This window comes from Streptomyces sp. NBC_00525, from assembly GCF_036346595.1.
Classification (GTDB): Bacteria; Actinomycetota; Actinomycetes; order Streptomycetales; family Streptomycetaceae; genus Streptomyces.
On the sequence record NZ_CP107834.1, the window covers coordinates 6,139,644 to 6,155,521 of the forward strand.

Consider the following 15,878-nt stretch of genomic DNA (forward strand, 5'->3'; position numbering starts at 1 on the left):
GAACGCCCGGACGTGTCAGCCCAGCAGATCCCGCAGCGACGCCGTCATCCGCGCGGCGAAGGCCTCGCGCACGGGGGCGGACACCCGGTCCAGCGACAGATACGGATTGAGGTCCTCCAGCTCCACCAGCAGCAGTTCGCCGTCCGCCGTCCGGCACGCGTCCACACGCTGGATGCCGTGCTCCAGCGTGTTCCACTCCACGAACGACCGCGCGAACGCCAGGTCCGCCGCGCTCGCCGGGTACGGCTCCAGCACCCACCGCCGCTCCGGGTCCGGGGCGTGCAGCGCGTACTGGAAGTCGTGGTCCACGAAGTAGAAGGACACCTCGTAGCGGAAGTCGATCCGGGGCTGGACGAGCAGGGTGCCGTCCGCGCCGGGCTCCAACTCGGGCGTCGCCACGAAGCGCAGCCCGACCGAGTCCGCGCCCAGCTTCGGCTTGACGACATAGCTCTCCGCCCGCGGCAGCAGCCCCAGATCCGCCGCCCGGTCCACGGTGGGTATCACCGGGTGTCCGGCGCGGCTGAGATCCACCAGGTACTGCTTGCCCGCCATGTCCCCGCGCCCGTTCAGCGGGTTGTACACCCGGGCGCCCAGCTCCAGGGCCCGCGCCCGGAACGCCTCGTACGCCTCCCGGTAGTGCAGCACGGGACCGCTGTTGCGTACGACGACGGCGTCGAACCGGTCGAGCAGCGCGGCCGCGTCGCGCGGGTGGCAGAGCGCGATGTCGAAGTCGGCGCGCAGTCGCGCGGTCAGCGCGATGTCCTCGTCGCAGTAGCGCCGGCCGCGCGCCTCGTAGGCCAGGTCGGTGACGAAGAGGACGGACGGGCGCGGGACGGCGGGCATGGGCGCTCCCCCTGGGTGCGGTCGGTGGGCGGACGCGCCCATCCTCGCGGGCCCGCCCGCGCCCCGTGCCGGCGCCCCCGCGCTCAGCGGATGTGCCGGCCGGAGATGGCCCGGGCGATGACCAGACGCTGGATCTCGCTGGTGCCCTCGAAGATCGTGTAGATCTTGGCGTCGCGGTACATCCGCTCCACCGGGTGCTCCCGGCTGTATCCCGCGCCGCCGAGGATCTGGACCGCCTTCTCCGTCGCGGCCACCGCGAGTTCGCCCGCGCGCAGCTTGGCCATGGAGCCCTGACCGGCGTCGAAGGCGCGGTCGTTGCGGGCCATCCACGCGGCTTGCCGGATCAGCAGCCGTACGGCCTCGATCTCGGTCCGCAGGTCGGCCAGCGCGAACGCGATCGACTGGTTCTCGATGACCGGCCGCCCGAACGCCTCGCGCTGCCCGGCGTACTCCAGCGCGTATTCGTACGCGGCGCGCGCGATGCCCAGCGCCTGGGCGCCGACCGTGGGGCGGCTGACCTCGAAGGTGGCCATCGCGGCCTGCCCCTTGGCGGTGCCGCCCTCGCGGGCGCGGGCCAGCCGGGCATCCAGCCTCTCCCTGCCGCCGAGCAGGCAGTGGCCCGGCACCCGTACGTCGTCGAGGAAGACGTCCGCCGTGTGCGAGGCGCGCAGGCCCAGCTTCTTGATGGTGCGGCCGGCGGCCAGGCCCGCGGTGCCGGGCGGCACGATGAACGCCGCCTGCCCGCGCGCGCCGAGCGCGGGGTCGACGGAGGCGACCACCACGTGCACCTCGGCGATGCCGCCGTTGGTGATCCACGCCTTCTGGCCGGAGATCACCCACTCGTCCCTCGCCTCGTCGTAGCGGGCTCGGGTGGTCATCGCGGAGACGTCGGAGCCGGCCTGCGGTTCGGACACGCAGAACGCCGCGACCTTCGGCTCGTCCGCGTCCCCGTAGCACTGCGGCACCCACTCGGCGAGCTGGTCCGGGGTGCCGGAGGCGAAGATCCCGGCGACGGCGAGCGAGGTGCCGAACAGGGCCATGCCGATGCCGGCGTCGCCCCAGAACAGCTCCTCGTTGGCTATCTGGAGGGAGAGCCCCGAGGGGTCGCCGTACATGTCGGCCAGCGACTCGAACCCGTAGAGCCCGATCCGGGCGGCCTCCTGGATGACCGGCCAGGGCGTCTCCTCGCGGGCGTCCCACTCGGCCGCCGCCGGGCGCACCACCTCGGCGGCGAAGCCGTGCACCCAGTCACGCAGGTCCCGCTGCTCCTCGGTCAGCGCGAGGGAGAAGTGGCTCATCGGCTCACGCCTTCGGGATGTCGAAGTAACGGGTCAGCCCGGAGGCCAGGCCCACGTCGCCGGCCACCTTCAGCTTGCGCATCATGAACATGGTGATGGGGTTGCCGTTGCCGGAGACCAGCTTGAGGAACTCCGTGTCCGCCATGATCAGCGTGGTGCGCGGCTCGGCGTCCGAGCGGCCCTCGGTCACCGCGCAGGTGCCGTCCGCGAGGGCGGTCTCGTAGACCACCTCGGTGTCCCCGGTGATCTTCCAGCGGATCAGCGCCGTCAGCCCTCCCGCCGCCTCCGGGCGGAACTGCTGCCGCATCCGGCCGAAGACCTCACCGAGCACCCGTGTGCGCAGCTCGCCGTGCATGACCTCGGAGAGCTGCCGGGCGGACAGACCCTTCACGATCCGGGCGAACTCCTCGGGGGAGACGGCCGCGAAGTCGAGGGCGGCCAGTTCGCCGGTGACCTCGCCGCTGCTGTTGTCGGGCACGCCAGCTCCTTACTCCGAAGTAAACTTACTTTTGAGTAAGGTAAGGGTGCGGCGGTCTCGCCGCAAGACGTGCCGGCGGGGGCCGTACGGGGCGCCCCGCCCGGTCACCAGGCGGAGCCGGGGCGCACCACCAGCCGGGGGTGGTGCGTGGCGAGCACCTTGTTGGCGCGGGCCAGGTCCGCCAGGGCCTCCTCGCGGTCGGCCTGGTCCTCGATGCCGAGCCGGGGCCCCCGGAACCTGCGGACCTCGCGTGCGGCGCACTCGGCGTCGAACTCCGCCCGCAGGACGTGCGCGGGTGTGCAGGCGCCGATGAGCGCGGCGATACGGTCCGGGATCGGGACGGGGACGAGCAGGTGCGGGGCGGTCATGGGGGTTTCCCTCTCGATGGTGGCCAGAAGGTCGGGCGGCGGGCCGCCGGGTGGGCGGCCGACACCTCTCCTCCATCTAACGAGACGCAGTTCCGGGTTTCTCGTTGCGTGCGTCTCCGTGTGGCAACCGTTTGGGAATGACCGGCTATTTCCCCTTACCAGCAAGTAGGTTGACTTCGCGTGAGATGCTCGTCCGTTCGCGGCCGCGTCGCGCTGTTCAGATGGGGGCGTCGTTGCTGCGGGCACGCAGCCTCATGGCGCGAAGCACGGTCTCCGTGGAGAACCGCGCCTCCGGATCGACCAGTTGATCGCCGAAGATCGATTCCAGATTGCGCATCCGGTAGCGGACGGTCTGGGGGTGTACGTCGAGCAGCTCGCCCATCTGGGCCGCCGTGCCTCGGGTGTCGAGCCAGATCCGCAGCGTCTCGATGAGCCGTTCACGCCGGTTGGCGCTGATATTGGCCATCGGGGCGAGTTCGCGGCGCGCGAGCTGGTCCAGCAGGACCGGATCGGAGAGCAGCCACAGGGTGATCAGGTGGTCCTCGCAGAGGATGGCCGGCGCGTCGTCGATGACACCGGCGTCCACGAGTTCCAGCACCCGCCGGGCCCAGCGGATCGAGTCCGAGGCCAGGGAGGCGGGGACGGTGAGACCGATGGCCGCGCGGACGCCGGGGAGCGCGTGTTCGAGCATGCGTCTGCGCATGTCGTCGAAGGGCCCCGGTATGAGTAAGTGCGGCTGGGGTTCGGTGAAGTCCACGAGCACGTCGCGGTCGATGGCCAGCCGGTCCAGATCGGGCGACGGCCGTACCGCAACGAGCGTCACCTCGTCCGGCAGCGTCCAGCCGGTCTGCTCACACAGCTCGGCGATGGCCACGCGCGGCACCGGCCGCCCCGCCAGGATCAGGTGCAGCAGCCTGCGCCGCAGGGTGTCCGTGTGGTCGTCGGACGCCGACCGCACCTCCAGATACCCCTCGCGCGACAGGGCCTCCAGCTCGTCCACGTACGAGAAGAGCGCGTCCGCGAACGTCAGCATCATGGTGGGGGAGAGGTTGTAGCGCCTGCCGATCTTCTTCGCCCGCCGCAGCGCCACCCGCGCGCCCAGCCGGTACGCCCCCTGCAACTGGTCCAGGCCGCGCCCCTCGTACGCCTCGAACCTGCCGAACCTCCGGCACATCTCGTCGCGCAGCGCGGACGGGGCGCTGGGTTCGGCCACCTGGTCCACGAACACGGAGATGCTCTGCTCGACGCCGACCCGGATGCCCTGGCCGTACGGGCCGTCGAGAAGCCGCGCGTACTCGGGATAGGCGCGGGTGACCTCCAGGCCGATCTCCTTGATGAGACTCGGTAGTTCCGGCCGCACGATCGTGGCGAACTCCTGCGGCAGCGGTCCCAGTGGTTCTCCCAGCTCCGAGGGTTGCGCAACTCCCGGCATACCTTTCAACCCCTTGCTCTCCGGCGCCCGATGGGGGTGGACGGACGGGAGAGCGCTCCCATCCGTCGTCAGGTGCGTACCGACATCGGCTGTTGAAGATAGTCCACGTGTGTGGCCCTGAACACAGGCAGGACAAGACGAAATGCAGGGGGCACGTACCGGTTGTTTTCAGCCAACTGTCGCCTCGGTCGCCGCACTCGGGCCCGGCTCGCGGACCCCTTGTGCGGTGCTGATGCGGGGGCTTGGATTCCGGTAATGCGACGGTCGTTCCGGCCGCTGATCCCGGCTCTTCGAACAATGCCGCCTTCGCATTTCGCGGTGAATTCCACCGGGCCGGCGACGGGAAGTCAAGAGGACCGCCGGCCGGTCGGCGCTCCGGGCGCGCGTTGCCGGGGAGGCCGTACGGCAGGGCTGTGACGTGGGGCGTTGGGCGACGACGGGGGCTGTACCGTCATCAGGTGAGCAGAACGGGCCGCCCGGAGCCCGGCGGGACTGCTCACTTCTCGATAAAAAATCCACCAGCATTGCTCGCCGCGCAGCAAATTCCCGCGCGGACGGGTCGATTGTGGAGATTCTTTGTTCCAGCGTGTTGCGGAGCGACATTACTCGCCCGTAGCGTCATGGCCGAACGCAAGAGGTCGAGCAGTCGGACACCCACGACTGCCACATTCCTGTCTCGTGACCCCCCGCTCCGGGAGCGCCGCTCACCCGGCCGGAAGTGGCCCCCCGGTGTAGGTCACACACCCTCGAAGGGAACCGGATTCCGTGAACACCCTTGCACGCAGAGCCGCATTCATCACCACCGCCGCCGCCGCTGCCCTCGGGATGGCGGTGACCACGGCCTCCGCCGGCACCACGTCCTCGTGGTCGGCGACGCCCAACGGCGCGTACACCGCCCACGCGGACTACCCGACACTGGACGTCCCGTTCGCGAGCCTGGAGTGCGACTCCTCCGACGTGACCGACGGAACGGTCAACGCGACCAGCGCCGACGGTACGAACATGGCGACCATCGACGACATCACCTTCACCAACTGCACCGTCGGCGGGCTCGGCTTCGACGTCTCGATGACGCTGTCGCCGTGGACGATCAACGTCACCGGTGTGGACCCGGCGAACTCCAACCGGGTCAAGGGCAACGTCACCGGCATCGCCGCCCACATCGAGGGCTTCGGCTGCTCCGCCGACTTCACCGGCAAGGTGTACGGCTACTACGACAACAGCGCCGGCAACCTGGTCATCGACGGGTCGGGCGACGAGCTGGTCGCGTCCAACGCCGACTGCCTCGGCCTGGTCAACGACGGCGACATCGCGTCCTTCAACGCCTCGTACCACGTCGACGTCACCTCGACCGGCACGTCGCCGGTGATCAGCACGCCGTAAGGCCGCTGGAGCACACGGGTACGGGCCGGCCGCGGAGCCCCTCCGCGGCCGGCCCGGCCTTCTCGTTCGGGGGGCGTCGCGCGGCGCCCCGACCCGTGAGGATGTGACTGCGTGAAACGTCGTACCCGAAGATCCGCCGCCGTCGTGGCGGCCGCCCTCGCCGCGGCCCTGGGCACCGCGGTCGCCCCGGCCGCGGCCGGAACCGACGCCGTCCGGACCCTGTCGCCGCCCGGTCCGTACACCGCCTACTCCGACGACCTGACCGTGCAGATGGTGGGCGCGATGACGTGCGACTCCTCCGAGGCGAGCGGCTGGCTCGCCGCCACCGGCCCGGTGGTCGCCGATGTCGGCTCCTTCATGGCCACCCACTGCGTGCTCGCCGGAATGAACGTCGATCTGGCGGTCACGTCGAGCCCCTGGCAGGTCGTCGGCCAGGGCCCGAGCACCTCGAACCCGAACGTGGACCTGGTCCTCGTCCAGGGGATCGCCGTCCACGTCGAGGGCTTCGGCTGCTCCGTCGACCTCACCGGCTCCCTCCACGGGGCCTTCGACACCACCACCGACGTCCTCACCGTCGACGACCAGCTGTCCGCGTCCAACGCCGCCTGCCTCGGCCTCGTCAACGACGGCGACCTGGTCCAGGTCACCGCCACGTACCAGGTCGTCGGCTAGGGCGGGTTTCGAAAGCCCCGCACACCGGCCCCGGTACGCACCACCCGCTCGCACCCCGTGGAGGAATGCCCCGACATGCACACTCAGACACCCGTGATCCGTGGGGGGCGTTCCGTGCGGGTCGCCTCCGTCGCCGGACTGGCCCTGCTCGCCGGGCTGTTGTCCGGCGGAGGCTCGGCGGCGGACGAGAACGCCGGGCCGCTCGGCCTGACAGCCGCGTGCGGTGCCGAGGACGGTACCGAGGCGGTCGTGCCCGCCACCGTGGCACTGTCGGTGGACATCCCGAAGACCGGCGAGGTCGGCCGGCCCGTGCAGCCGGGGCCCGTGACGTTCGCCCTCACGCTCTCGCGCGCCGAGCTGGCCGCGCTCCTGCCGGAGGGCGCCGAGACCGTCGTCGGCCGGACCGTGCTCACGGCGAGGATCGCCCAGAACGGCGAGGCGGCCCAGGCGCGGTGGGAGCTCAACGCGCCGAGCACGCCCCTGCCGGCCGACGGCGATGTGACGCTCGTGCACACCGGCGAGGTCCCCCATGTGACGTTCGGGTCCGCGGGCGACGCCGACTTCTCGGTCGGGGAGTTCACGGTCGAGCTGCGCTCCGCCGCGGCGGCGCCCGAGGAGAGCGTTCCGGCGTCGGCCGCGATGACGTGCCGGTTGAAGGAGGGGGAGAGCGGGCACCTCGCGACCACACGGGTGACCGGCGTCAACGGCGGTGAGCCGTCCAGGGAAGCCGAGCTGCCCTCCACCCCCGCGGGCGGCTCCCCCCGGGCGGACGCCAAGGACATCGCGGTGGAGCCCGCGGCCGCCGGGGACGAGGCCGACGACTTCTGTCCGGTCGAGCCCCCGGAGGGCGAAGTGGACGGGAGCGACGCACCGCAGCCGCCGCCCGGTGGCCCCGTCAGGGTCATGGAGCTGCCAGGGGTCTTCATGTGCGCCAACGCGATGGGCCTGGCCAACGTGCGCAAACTGAACGGTGCCATGATCATCAACGGTGGCTCCGAACCGGCGCTCATCAGCGTCCTGTCGCCGAAACTCGCAACCGTCCGGTCCTCGAACCAGGAGGGCGGCGGCTACACCCGGTACGACTCGCTCGCCAACCTGGACCTGCCGGATGCCGAATCCACCTTCCTGGCCTTCGGGTTCCAGCCGGTGACGGCGAAGGTCTCCTTCGAGACCAGCCCCATGACCATCTCGATCGGCAACTACATCGGCCCGAACGGGCGGGAGACGTTCTCTCTCGCCTCCTTCTACCAGTCCCTGCGCCTCCACGACGTCGAGGTCAACGGCACGCCGCTGGACGTGGGCAGCGACTGCCGGACGTCGAAGCCGTTCAAGGTACTGCTCAACGGCGGCGACAAGTACACGAACGTCGGCGTGGGCGGCCTCCTGGAGGGTGAGATCGACATCCCGCCCTTCACCGGCTGCGGCACGGGTGGCGAGGACCTGGACCCGCTGTTCACCGCCTCCCTCTCGGGCCCTGGCAACGGGGTCTTCATGAATCAGGCGTCGACCTGTGTGCCGACCAACCCCACGCGGTCGTACTGCCCGCCCCCGCCGGCGGAGCTGCCGGGGAGGCCCGAAACGAAGCCCATCCCGTAGCGCGGCCGCAGCCGCGAAAGGGGCCACCTCCTCGGAGGCGGCCCCTTCGGGCTTCACGGTACGGGAACGGCTAGCGCACCGCCGAGTGCCAGTACTGCGACAGGAGCTTGCCCGCGTCGGGCGCGGTGTCACGCGGCCTGTTCATCGTCGCCACGTACGTCTGGGCGTCGTCCAGCGTGACATGGTTGTCGCCGGAGGCCGAGGGCAGGCCGGTCTTCAGGTTGACCGCCCAGTTGAGCGAGCCCAGCAGCCCGCAGCCGGTGGTGCCGGGGACCGCGTACGTGGTGTCGGTCTGGGTGGCGCCCAGGAGGCTGAGCCGGTTGAGCGGTCCGGCCGTGTCCGGGGTGCCGTCACCGGCGAACTTCTGGCTGCTGACGGCCGGCTGCGTCAGGTTCTGCGGCTTGAGCAGGATCGGGTCGGAGGAGGAGCCGATGTAGCACTTGTCACCGAGGAGCGGGTTCTCCAGGTGGATGCGGACGGGAAGGGTGAGGATCGGCTTGCCGGTCGTCGTTCCCGCCAGGAGCTGGAAGCCGGTCGGGTTGTTGACCGACTCGATGGTCGCCGTCACCCGGTTCAGGTTGACGTCGGTGAGGGTGTTGCAGAGGCCCGTGATGACCGGGACGTCGTTCGGGCACATCAGCCCGAGCAGACCGCCCGGCACCTTCGCGGAGTCGGCGATGAGCGCGCCGCCCTTGGGGGAGATCACGGTGGACGTGCCGCCGGGGTGGTTGATCACACCGACCTGGAGGTCGCTGGCGCCGACCGGCACCTCGGTGTTGCCCAGCTTGATGGAGCCGCTCGCCGAGTGGGACGACACACAGATGGCGGTGTCCGTCGCCCCGTCCACCGCCAGCATGGCGGGGTCGTCCACCGGGCAGCGGCTGAAGGGCGCCCAGTTGCCGTTCAGCGTCGTGGGGGCGGCCGTGGCCGTGCCGATCGACGCGACGGCGGCGAGCGCGGTGAAGGAGGCCAGCAGCCCCACACGTACCCGGTTCGAGCCAGTTCTCATGTCTTCCCCTTATTTCCGATGGGAGGCGGCCGTCGTCGAGGCGGCCGGGCGAGCCCGGAGAGATACCCGGTGCGCAGCGAATTGAGCACGGAATGCGGAAAGCGGGTGCCGGGACGGCATCGGACAGTGCCGGTACGAAATCCCATTCACCGAGCCGTGAGGTTACTGGCGGGAAACACCGGGACACAATCCCGCTGTATGAGAATCTGCGGGCGGGACGGTCATCTCCGTCAGGGATGAGTACGGGATTCGGCCTTCTTGTCACTTCGTGCGCAGGTCCCGCGGACCCGCCGGAGGTGCCGGCGGGCGATGAATCCGGAATGCTGCCCGCCGCTTGTGCATTCGAGCCGGTCTCCAGCGTCTCCCGGCCGCAGGTCCACCGCCCCCGCGAAGGCCGGCCGGGCGCCGAACTTGTCATCCGGAGACAGTTTTTCCGGCCGCCCTGCTCAATCGGTGCGAAAGAACGGAGTGCTTTGTACTCTCGCGCGAAAACTTGATGACCTGGTATTGCGGGTCAGGTTACTCACCCGTAGCGTCGCCTCCGTCAGCAACCCCTCCGGCGCGTCCGGAGGTTGCTCACCCACCGGAGAGAGCCCGGCCCCGCGGGGTTCCGGCCTGCATCGGAGGACGGCACTGCGCAGTAGTTCACAAGATCGGGACCGGGATTTGTCATCGGATGACAAGCCGACCGGATCTTTGTGAATGGGCTGTACAAGGGCTTGTCCTGGCGGTGCCGGTGAACTTAACGTGCGCCCCTCGGTGCACTTCTGTCACTTCGTGAGCGCATGCAGGAGGTGGGATGGGAATCGAAGTAGTCGTCGAAGGGCTCACCAAGTCATTCGGCAAGCAGAACATCTGGCAGGATGTGTCGCTCACGCTTCCCGCAGGCGAGGTCAGTGTCATGCTCGGCCCGTCCGGGACGGGAAAGACGGTCTTCCTCAAATCCATCATCGGCCTCCTCAAACCCGAACACGGACGCGTTCTCGTCAATGGCGTCGACATGGTGAACGGGTCCGAGCGGGACATCATGGAGACACGGAAGCTCTTCGGTCTCATGTTCCAGGACGGCGCCCTTTTCGGATCGATGTCGCTTTTCGACAACATCGCCTTCCCGCTCCGGGAGCACACCCGCAAGAAGGAATCCGAGATCCGCCGCATCGTCATGGAGCGCATCGACGTCGTCGGCCTCCTGGGCGCCGAGAACAAGCTCCCCGGCGAGATATCCGGCGGTATGCGCAAACGGGCCGGCCTCGCCCGCGCCCTCGTCCTTGACCCGCAGATCATCCTCTGCGACGAGCCCGACTCCGGCCTCGACCCCGTCCGCACCGCGTACATCTCCCAGCTCCTCGTCGACCTGAACGCCCAGATCGACGCGACGATGCTCATCGTCACCCACAACCTCGACATCGCCTCCACGGTCCCGGACAACATGGGCATGCTCTTCCGCCGCAACCTGGTCACCTTCGGGCCGCGCGAGGTACTGCTCACCAGCGAACTGCCCGTCGTCTCGCAGTTCCTCGCCGGCCGCTGCGAGGGGCCCATCGGCATGTCCGAGGAGAAGGACGCGGCCACCCTCGCCGCCGAGGAGCTCAAGGGCTACGGCCAGGGCATCAGCTCGGCCAACGCCCCGCGCACCGTCGTCCCGCAACTGGAGCCCTCGCCCGGCCTGCCGGTGCGCCAGGGTGCCCTGCGCCGCCGGGAACGCGTCATGTCGATGCTGGGCGAACTGCCGGAGGCGGCCCGTACCGCCATCCTGGACAGCTACAGCCCGGCCGCGGGCGGTGGACGCCGGTGACCGCCCCCATGCCCGTACGGCCCCCCGACGAACCGGTGGACCGCGCACCGGAGCAGGCCGCGCCGCCCGAGGCCCCGCGCCCCAGCAGGCTCGCCGCCCCACTGCGCGAGACCGGCCGGCTGTTCGCGCTGGCCGGGACCGTGACCCGCGAGACCTTCCGCCGGCCCTTCCAGGTACGCGAGTTCATCGAGCAGTTCTGGTTCGTCGCCAGCGTCACGATCCTGCCCGCCGCCCTCGTCTCCATCCCGTTCGGCGCGGTCATCGCCCTCCAGGTCGGCTCGCTCACCCAGCAGCTCGGCGCCCAGTCCTTCACCGGCGGCGCCAGCGTCCTCGCCGTCATCCAGCAGGCCAGCCCGATCATCGTGGCCCTGCTGGTGTCCGGGGCCGCCGGCTCCGCCATCTGCGCCGACCTCGGCTCCCGCAAGATCCGCGAGGAACTGGACGCCATGGAGGTCATGGGCGTCTCGCCCGTGCAGCGCCTGGTCGTCCCGCGCGTACTCGCCACCATGCTGGTCGCCGTCCTGCTCAACGGCCTCGTCTCGGTCGTCGGCACCCTCGGCGGCTACTTCTTCAACGTGATCATGCAGCACGGCACACCGGGCGCCTACCTCTCCAGCTTCTCCGCCCTCGCCCAGCTGCCCGACCTCTACGTCAGCGAGGTCAAGGCGCTGATCTTCGGCTTCATCGCCGGAATCGTCGCCGCCTACCGCGGCCTCAACCCGCGCGGCGGCCCGAAGGGGGTGGGCGACGCGGTCAACCAGTCCGTCGTCATCACCTTCATGCTGCTGTTCTTCGTGAACATGGTCCTCACGGCGATCTACCTGCAGATCGTCCCCGCGAAGGGGAGCTGACCCATGTCAATGCTCGGCTGGCTCGACAGATCCGGTGATCAACTCACCTTCTACGTACGGGCACTGATCTGGATACCCCGCACCCTGCGCCGCTACCTCAAGGAGGTCCAGCGCCTCCTCGCCGAGGTCGCCTTCGGCAGCGGCGGCCTCGGGGTCGTCGGCGGCACCATCGGCGTGATGATCGCGATGACCCTGGCGACCGGCACCGTCGTCGGCCTCCAGGGGTACGCGGCCCTCAACCAGATCGGCACCGCCGCCTTCACCGGATTCATCTCCGCCTACTTCAACACCCGCGAGATCGCCCCGCTCGTCGCCGGACTGGCCCTCTCCGCCACCGTGGGCGCCGGCTTCACCGCGCAGCTCGGCGCCATGCGCATCAACGAGGAGGTGGACGGCCTCGAATCGATGGGCGTGCGCTCCATGCCCTACCTCGTCACCACGCGCATCATCGCCGGCGTCGTCGCCATCATCCCGCTCTACGCGATCGGGCTGCTCTCCTCGTACGTCGCCTCCCGCTACGTCACCGTCCTGTTCAACGGCCAGTCGGCGGGCACGTACGACCACTACTTCAACCTCTTCCTCTCCCCGACGGACGTCCTCCTGTCGGTGCTCAAGGTGCTGATCTTCAGCGTGATGGTGATCCTCGCCCACTGCTACTACGGCTTCCACGCCAGCGGCGGACCCGCCGGAGTGGGCGTCGCGGTCGGCCGGTCCGTGCGGAACGCGATCGTGCTGATCAGCGTGACCGACTTCTTCCTCTCGCTCGCGATCTGGGGCGCCACGACGACGGTGAAGGTGGCCGGCTGATGACTACCCGCGCCGCCCGCGCCACCGGCCGCAGAACCGCCGGAGTCGCCTTCTTCCTCGTACCCGCCGTCCTCATCTGGGTCTCGGTCTCGGTGTACGAGAAGGACTTCACCCACGACGCGACCGTCACCGTACGCACGTCGAGCGTGGGCAACGAGATGCACGAGAACGCCGACGTGAAGCTGCGCGGCGTCGTCGTCGGCCAGGTACGCGACATCGCGGCCGACGGCGACGGGGCCCGGCTCACCCTCGCCATCCAGCCGGACAAACTGGACCGCATCCCGGCGGACGTCACCGCCCAGATGCTGCCCACCACCCTCTTCGGCGAACGGTTCGTCGCCCTCGTACCGCCCCCCTCGCCCTCCGCGCGGACCCTCGGCGCCGGCGACGTCATCCCGCAGGACCGCTCCAGCAACGCCATCGAGCTGGAACAGGTCCTCGACAACGTCCTGCCGCTGCTGACCGCCGTCAAACCCGAGAAGCTGTCCGCCACCCTCAACGCGGTCTCCACCGCGCTCCGGGGCCGGGGCGAGAAGCTCGGCGACACCCTCGTCACGCTCGACGCCCACCTGAAGAAGTTCAACCCCCAACTCCCCACGCTCAACGAGGACATCAAGGAACTCGTCAAGGTGAGCAGGCTCTACGCGGACTCCGCCCCCGACGTCCTGGACGCCCTCACCGACTTCACCACCACCAGCACCACCCTCGCCGAACAGCGGGAGAACCTCGCCGACGTGTACGGCTCCACCACCGCCTCCGCCCGCGACGTCACCTCCTTCCTCCGGCGCAACAAGGACAACCTCATCCGGCTCGCCGCCAGCGGCAGGCCCACCCTGGAGACCCTCGCGAAGTACTCCTCCGAGTTCCCCTGCACCCTGCGCACCGTCGCCAACTTCGTCCCGGCGATGGACAAGGCGCTCGGCAAGGGCACCGACGAACCCGGACTGCACGTCACGCTCAAGACCGTGCCGTCCAAGGGGAAGTACGTCGCCGGCAAGGACACCCCGGTCTACAACGCCACCGGCGGACCGCACTGCTACTCCATCCCGTACGTCGGCACCACCGTGCCCACCGCCGACGCCCTGACCGCCCGAAGGGCCGCGGCCGACCCGGACACCGCCACCCCGGTCGAGGTCCCCGCCGCCGATCCCTCGCTCGGCATGCCCAACTCCCCGCAGGAGAGCCGGCTCGTCAACGAACTGGTCGCTCCCTCACTGAAAGTCCGGCCGCAGGCCCTGCCCGAGTGGAGCAGCGTGCTCATCGGCCCGGCCTTCCGCGGTGTGGAGGTGAAGCTCAAGTGAAGCGCCGCTCCATCGCGGGACCGCTCGCGAAATCGATCGTCTTCATCGTGGTGACGAGCCTGGCCACCACGGTCCTGGCCCTGTCCATCGCCAACACCGGGGTCGGCGAGACCCGTTCGTACAAGGCCCGGTTCACCGACGCGACCGGCCTCATCGTCGGGGACAGCGTCCGCGTCGCCGGCGTCAAGGTCGGCCAGGTAGAGTCCATCCGGGTCGCCGACCGCCGGGTCGCCGAGGTCCGCTTCAACGTCCGCAAGGGCAAGAAGCTGCCGGCCTCCGTGACCGCGTCCATCAAGTACCTCAACATGGTCGGCCAGCGCTACATCGACCTGGGCCAGGGCGCCGGACCCGTCGGGGAGAGCTTCGCGCCGGGCGCCACCATCCCACTGTCGCGCACCACGCCCGCGCTCGACCTCACCCAGCTCTTCAACGGCTTCCAGCCCCTCTTCGAAGGGCTCTCGCCGCCCGACGTCAACGAACTGGCCGGCTCCATCGTCCAGGTGCTCCAGGGCGAGGGCGGCACCGTCGACAGCATCCTCCAGCACGTCGGCTCGCTGACCGGCACGGTCGCCGCCAAGGACAAGGTGATCGGCGAGGTGATCAAGAACCTCAACACGGTCCTGAAGACCGTCAACGACCGCGAGGACGGCTTCAACGACCTGGTCGACACCCTCCAGGCCCTCGTCACCGGCTTCGCGGGCGACCGCAAACCCCTCGGCGAGGCCGTCACCGCGATGGGCGCGCTCACCACGGTCACCGCCGACCTCTTCGAGGACGGCCGCAAACCCCTCAAGGAGGACATCAAGCAGCTCGGCAGGCTCTCCGGGAACCTGGCCGACAACACCCCGAAGATCGAGAACTTCCTGGAGAAGACCCCGGCCAAGATGGAGGCGATCGGCCGTCTCACGTCGTACGGCTCCTGGCTCAACCTCTACCTCTGCGAGGCGAAGGTCAGCGGCATCACGACCCGCGACGGAAGCACCCCGCCGACCGGCATCGAGATCACCCAGCCGAGGTGCCAGTCATGAGAATCAAACCCCTGCGCCACCGCAACCCCGTCGCCGTCGGCATCGTCGGACTGCTGGTGCTCGCCCTCGTCGGATTCGGCGCCTACCGGGCCGACTCGCTCCCCTTCATCGGCGGCGGCACCACCTACAGCGCCGACTTCACCGAGTCCGCCGGACTCTCCGAGGGCGACGAGGTCCGCATCGCCGGCGTCAAGGTCGGCAAGGTCACCGGCGTCTCCCTGGACGGCGCCAAGGTGAAGGTCTCCTTCAAGGTCGAGGACGCCTGGATCGGCAACGCCAGCACCGTCGGCATCGCCATCAAGACCCTCCTGGGCGAGAAGTACCTCGCCGTCGACCCGCTGGGCGACGCCCCGCAGGACCCCGGCGAGCGCATCACCGCGTCCCGCACCACCTCCCCGTACGACGTCACCCAGGCGTTCAACGGACTGGGCGAGACCATCGGGGAGATCGACACCGAGCAGCTCGCCAAGAGCTTCGAGACGATCTCCGCCACCTTCGAGAACTCCCCGCCCGCCGTGAAGAACGCCGCCAAGGGCCTCTCCGCGCTGTCGAGGACCGTCTCCGAACGCGACGCCCAGCTGGCGACCCTGCTCAAGGGCAGCAAGCGGCTCACCAAGACCCTCGCCGGCAAGAAGAGCGGCTTCGAAACCCTCCTGGAGGACGGCAACCTCCTCCTCGGCGAGATCCAGGCCCGCCGCGACTCCATCCATCTGCTGCTCACCGGCACCCGCGACCTGGGCGTCCAGCTCAGCGGTCTCGTCGCCGACAACAACAAGCAGCTCAAACCGACCCTCAAGGCGCTCGGCCGGGTCACCGAGGTGCTGAAGAAGAACCGCAAGAGCCTCGACAAGGTCCTGTCGCTCGCCGGCGGCTACAACCGGCTCGTCGGCAACACCCTCGGCAACGGCCGCTGGTTCGACAACTACGTCTGCGGCGTCGTCCCGAGGAACTACCTGCCCGCCGACACACCCCCCGCGACCGGATGCATGCCTCCCAAGCAGGAAGGCGGGCACTGAG

The 15,878-nt window shown here is 69.6% G+C and carries 15 protein-coding genes; 9 read left to right on the forward strand and 6 right to left on the reverse strand.

The genetic code is table 11. The annotated features are described in order from the left end of the window. Positions 1 to 15 precede the first annotated feature (15 nt). The 5 genes from OG710_RS26860 to OG710_RS26880 form a co-directional block, all read right to left on the reverse strand. Positions 16 to 843 carry a hypothetical protein gene (locus OG710_RS26860; protein WP_330241631.1) on the reverse strand — a complete coding sequence of 276 codons (828 nt, stop codon included), beginning with the start codon at positions 841 to 843 and terminating at the stop codon, positions 16 to 18. 83 nt (positions 844 to 926) lie between these two features. Further along, positions 927 to 2,141 (reverse strand): acyl-CoA dehydrogenase family protein, encoded by a 1,215-nt coding sequence (locus OG710_RS26865; RefSeq protein ID WP_330241632.1) that lies wholly within the window; start codon positions 2,139 to 2,141, stop codon positions 927 to 929. Between the two features lie 4 nt (positions 2,142 to 2,145). Next, positions 2,146 to 2,619, reverse strand: coding sequence for an SCP2 sterol-binding domain-containing protein (locus tag OG710_RS26870; protein ID WP_330241633.1), 474 nt, complete (start codon positions 2,617 to 2,619; stop codon positions 2,146 to 2,148). A gap of 104 nt (positions 2,620 to 2,723) precedes the next feature. Beyond that, positions 2,724 to 2,987 (reverse strand): hypothetical protein, encoded by a 264-nt coding sequence (locus OG710_RS26875; protein ID WP_111339249.1) that lies wholly within the window; start codon positions 2,985 to 2,987, stop codon positions 2,724 to 2,726. A 217-nt stretch (positions 2,988 to 3,204) separates the two neighbouring features. Next, a complete protein-coding gene (locus OG710_RS26880; RefSeq protein ID WP_330241634.1) occupies positions 3,205 to 4,419 on the reverse strand; it encodes a helix-turn-helix domain-containing protein in 1,215 nt (404 codons plus the stop codon). A gap of 765 nt (positions 4,420 to 5,184) precedes the next feature. On the opposite strand from OG710_RS26880, the gene OG710_RS26885 reads away from it, so the two are divergent. From OG710_RS26885 to OG710_RS26895, 3 genes are all read left to right on the forward strand, one after another. Beyond that, positions 5,185 to 5,802, forward strand: a complete 618-nt coding sequence (locus tag OG710_RS26885; RefSeq protein WP_330241635.1) for a hypothetical protein — start codon at positions 5,185 to 5,187, stop codon at positions 5,800 to 5,802. 111 nt (positions 5,803 to 5,913) lie between these two features. Next, positions 5,914 to 6,474 carry a hypothetical protein gene (locus OG710_RS26890; RefSeq protein WP_330241636.1) on the forward strand — a complete coding sequence of 187 codons (561 nt, stop codon included), beginning with the start codon at positions 5,914 to 5,916 and terminating at the stop codon, positions 6,472 to 6,474. Positions 6,475 to 6,549: 75 nt separating this feature from the next. Beyond that, positions 6,550 to 8,070, forward strand: a complete 1,521-nt coding sequence (locus OG710_RS26895; protein ID WP_330241637.1) for a DUF6801 domain-containing protein — start codon at positions 6,550 to 6,552, stop codon at positions 8,068 to 8,070. A 70-nt stretch (positions 8,071 to 8,140) separates the two neighbouring features. Here OG710_RS26895 and OG710_RS26900 read toward each other — a convergent pair whose 3' ends face one another. Further along, positions 8,141 to 9,079 (reverse strand): hypothetical protein, encoded by a 939-nt coding sequence (locus OG710_RS26900; protein WP_330241638.1) that lies wholly within the window; start codon positions 9,077 to 9,079, stop codon positions 8,141 to 8,143. Positions 9,080 to 9,878: 799 nt separating this feature from the next. On the opposite strand from OG710_RS26900, the gene OG710_RS26905 reads away from it, so the two are divergent. From OG710_RS26905 to OG710_RS26930, 6 genes are read left to right on the forward strand one after another with little or no spacing between them, the layout of a single operon-like run. Then, complete coding sequence (locus OG710_RS26905; RefSeq protein WP_111339254.1) at positions 9,879 to 10,874, forward strand: ABC transporter ATP-binding protein; 996 nt, start codon at positions 9,879 to 9,881, stop codon at positions 10,872 to 10,874. Further along, positions 10,871 to 11,725: an MlaE family ABC transporter permease gene (locus OG710_RS26910; protein ID WP_111339255.1), complete on the forward strand. Its 855-nt coding sequence runs from the start codon at positions 10,871 to 10,873 to the stop codon at positions 11,723 to 11,725. Before OG710_RS26905 ends, OG710_RS26910 begins: the two co-directional genes overlap by 4 nt. A 3-nt stretch (positions 11,726 to 11,728) precedes the next feature. Then, the gene (locus tag OG710_RS26915) at positions 11,729 to 12,532 is read left to right on the forward strand and encodes an MlaE family ABC transporter permease (protein ID WP_330241639.1); all 804 of its coding nucleotides are present in this window, start codon (positions 11,729 to 11,731) and stop codon (positions 12,530 to 12,532) included. After that, on the forward strand, positions 12,532 to 13,833 hold the full coding sequence (locus tag OG710_RS26920; RefSeq protein WP_111339257.1) for an MCE family protein: 1,302 nt from the start codon (positions 12,532 to 12,534) through the stop codon (positions 13,831 to 13,833). The genes OG710_RS26915 and OG710_RS26920 overlap by 1 nt, the downstream gene beginning before the upstream one ends. Next, positions 13,830 to 14,861: an MCE family protein gene (locus OG710_RS26925; protein ID WP_330241640.1), complete on the forward strand. Its 1,032-nt coding sequence runs from the start codon at positions 13,830 to 13,832 to the stop codon at positions 14,859 to 14,861. The genes OG710_RS26920 and OG710_RS26925 overlap by 4 nt, the downstream gene beginning before the upstream one ends. Further along, a complete protein-coding gene (locus OG710_RS26930; protein ID WP_330241641.1) occupies positions 14,858 to 15,877 on the forward strand; it encodes an MCE family protein in 1,020 nt (339 codons plus the stop codon). Before OG710_RS26925 ends, OG710_RS26930 begins: the two co-directional genes overlap by 4 nt. Position 15,878: the final 1 nt, after the last annotated feature.

Excerpts from the sequence above, each read along its gene's own strand:
- OG710_RS26860 (WP_330241631.1), bottom strand. The coding sequence starts at position 843 with ATGCCCGCCGTCCCGCGCCCGTCCGTCCTCTTCGTCACCGACCTGGCC.
- OG710_RS26865 (WP_330241632.1), bottom strand. The coding sequence starts at position 2,141 with ATGAGCCACTTCTCCCTCGCGCTGACCGAGGAGCAGCGGGACCTGCGT.
- OG710_RS26875 (WP_111339249.1), bottom strand. The coding sequence starts at position 2,987 with ATGACCGCCCCGCACCTGCTCGTCCCCGTCCCGATCCCGGACCGTATC.
- OG710_RS26880 (WP_330241634.1), bottom strand. The coding sequence starts at position 4,419 with ATGCCGGGAGTTGCGCAACCCTCGGAGCTGGGAGAACCACTGGGACCG.
- OG710_RS26895 (WP_330241637.1), top strand. The coding sequence starts at position 6,550 with ATGCACACTCAGACACCCGTGATCCGTGGGGGGCGTTCCGTGCGGGTC.
- OG710_RS26900 (WP_330241638.1), bottom strand. The coding sequence starts at position 9,079 with ATGAGAACTGGCTCGAACCGGGTACGTGTGGGGCTGCTGGCCTCCTTC.
- OG710_RS26905 (WP_111339254.1), top strand. The coding sequence starts at position 9,879 with ATGGGAATCGAAGTAGTCGTCGAAGGGCTCACCAAGTCATTCGGCAAG.
- OG710_RS26915 (WP_330241639.1), top strand. The coding sequence starts at position 11,729 with ATGTCAATGCTCGGCTGGCTCGACAGATCCGGTGATCAACTCACCTTC.
- OG710_RS26920 (WP_111339257.1), top strand. The coding sequence starts at position 12,532 with ATGACTACCCGCGCCGCCCGCGCCACCGGCCGCAGAACCGCCGGAGTC.
- OG710_RS26930 (WP_330241641.1), top strand. The coding sequence starts at position 14,858 with ATGAGAATCAAACCCCTGCGCCACCGCAACCCCGTCGCCGTCGGCATC.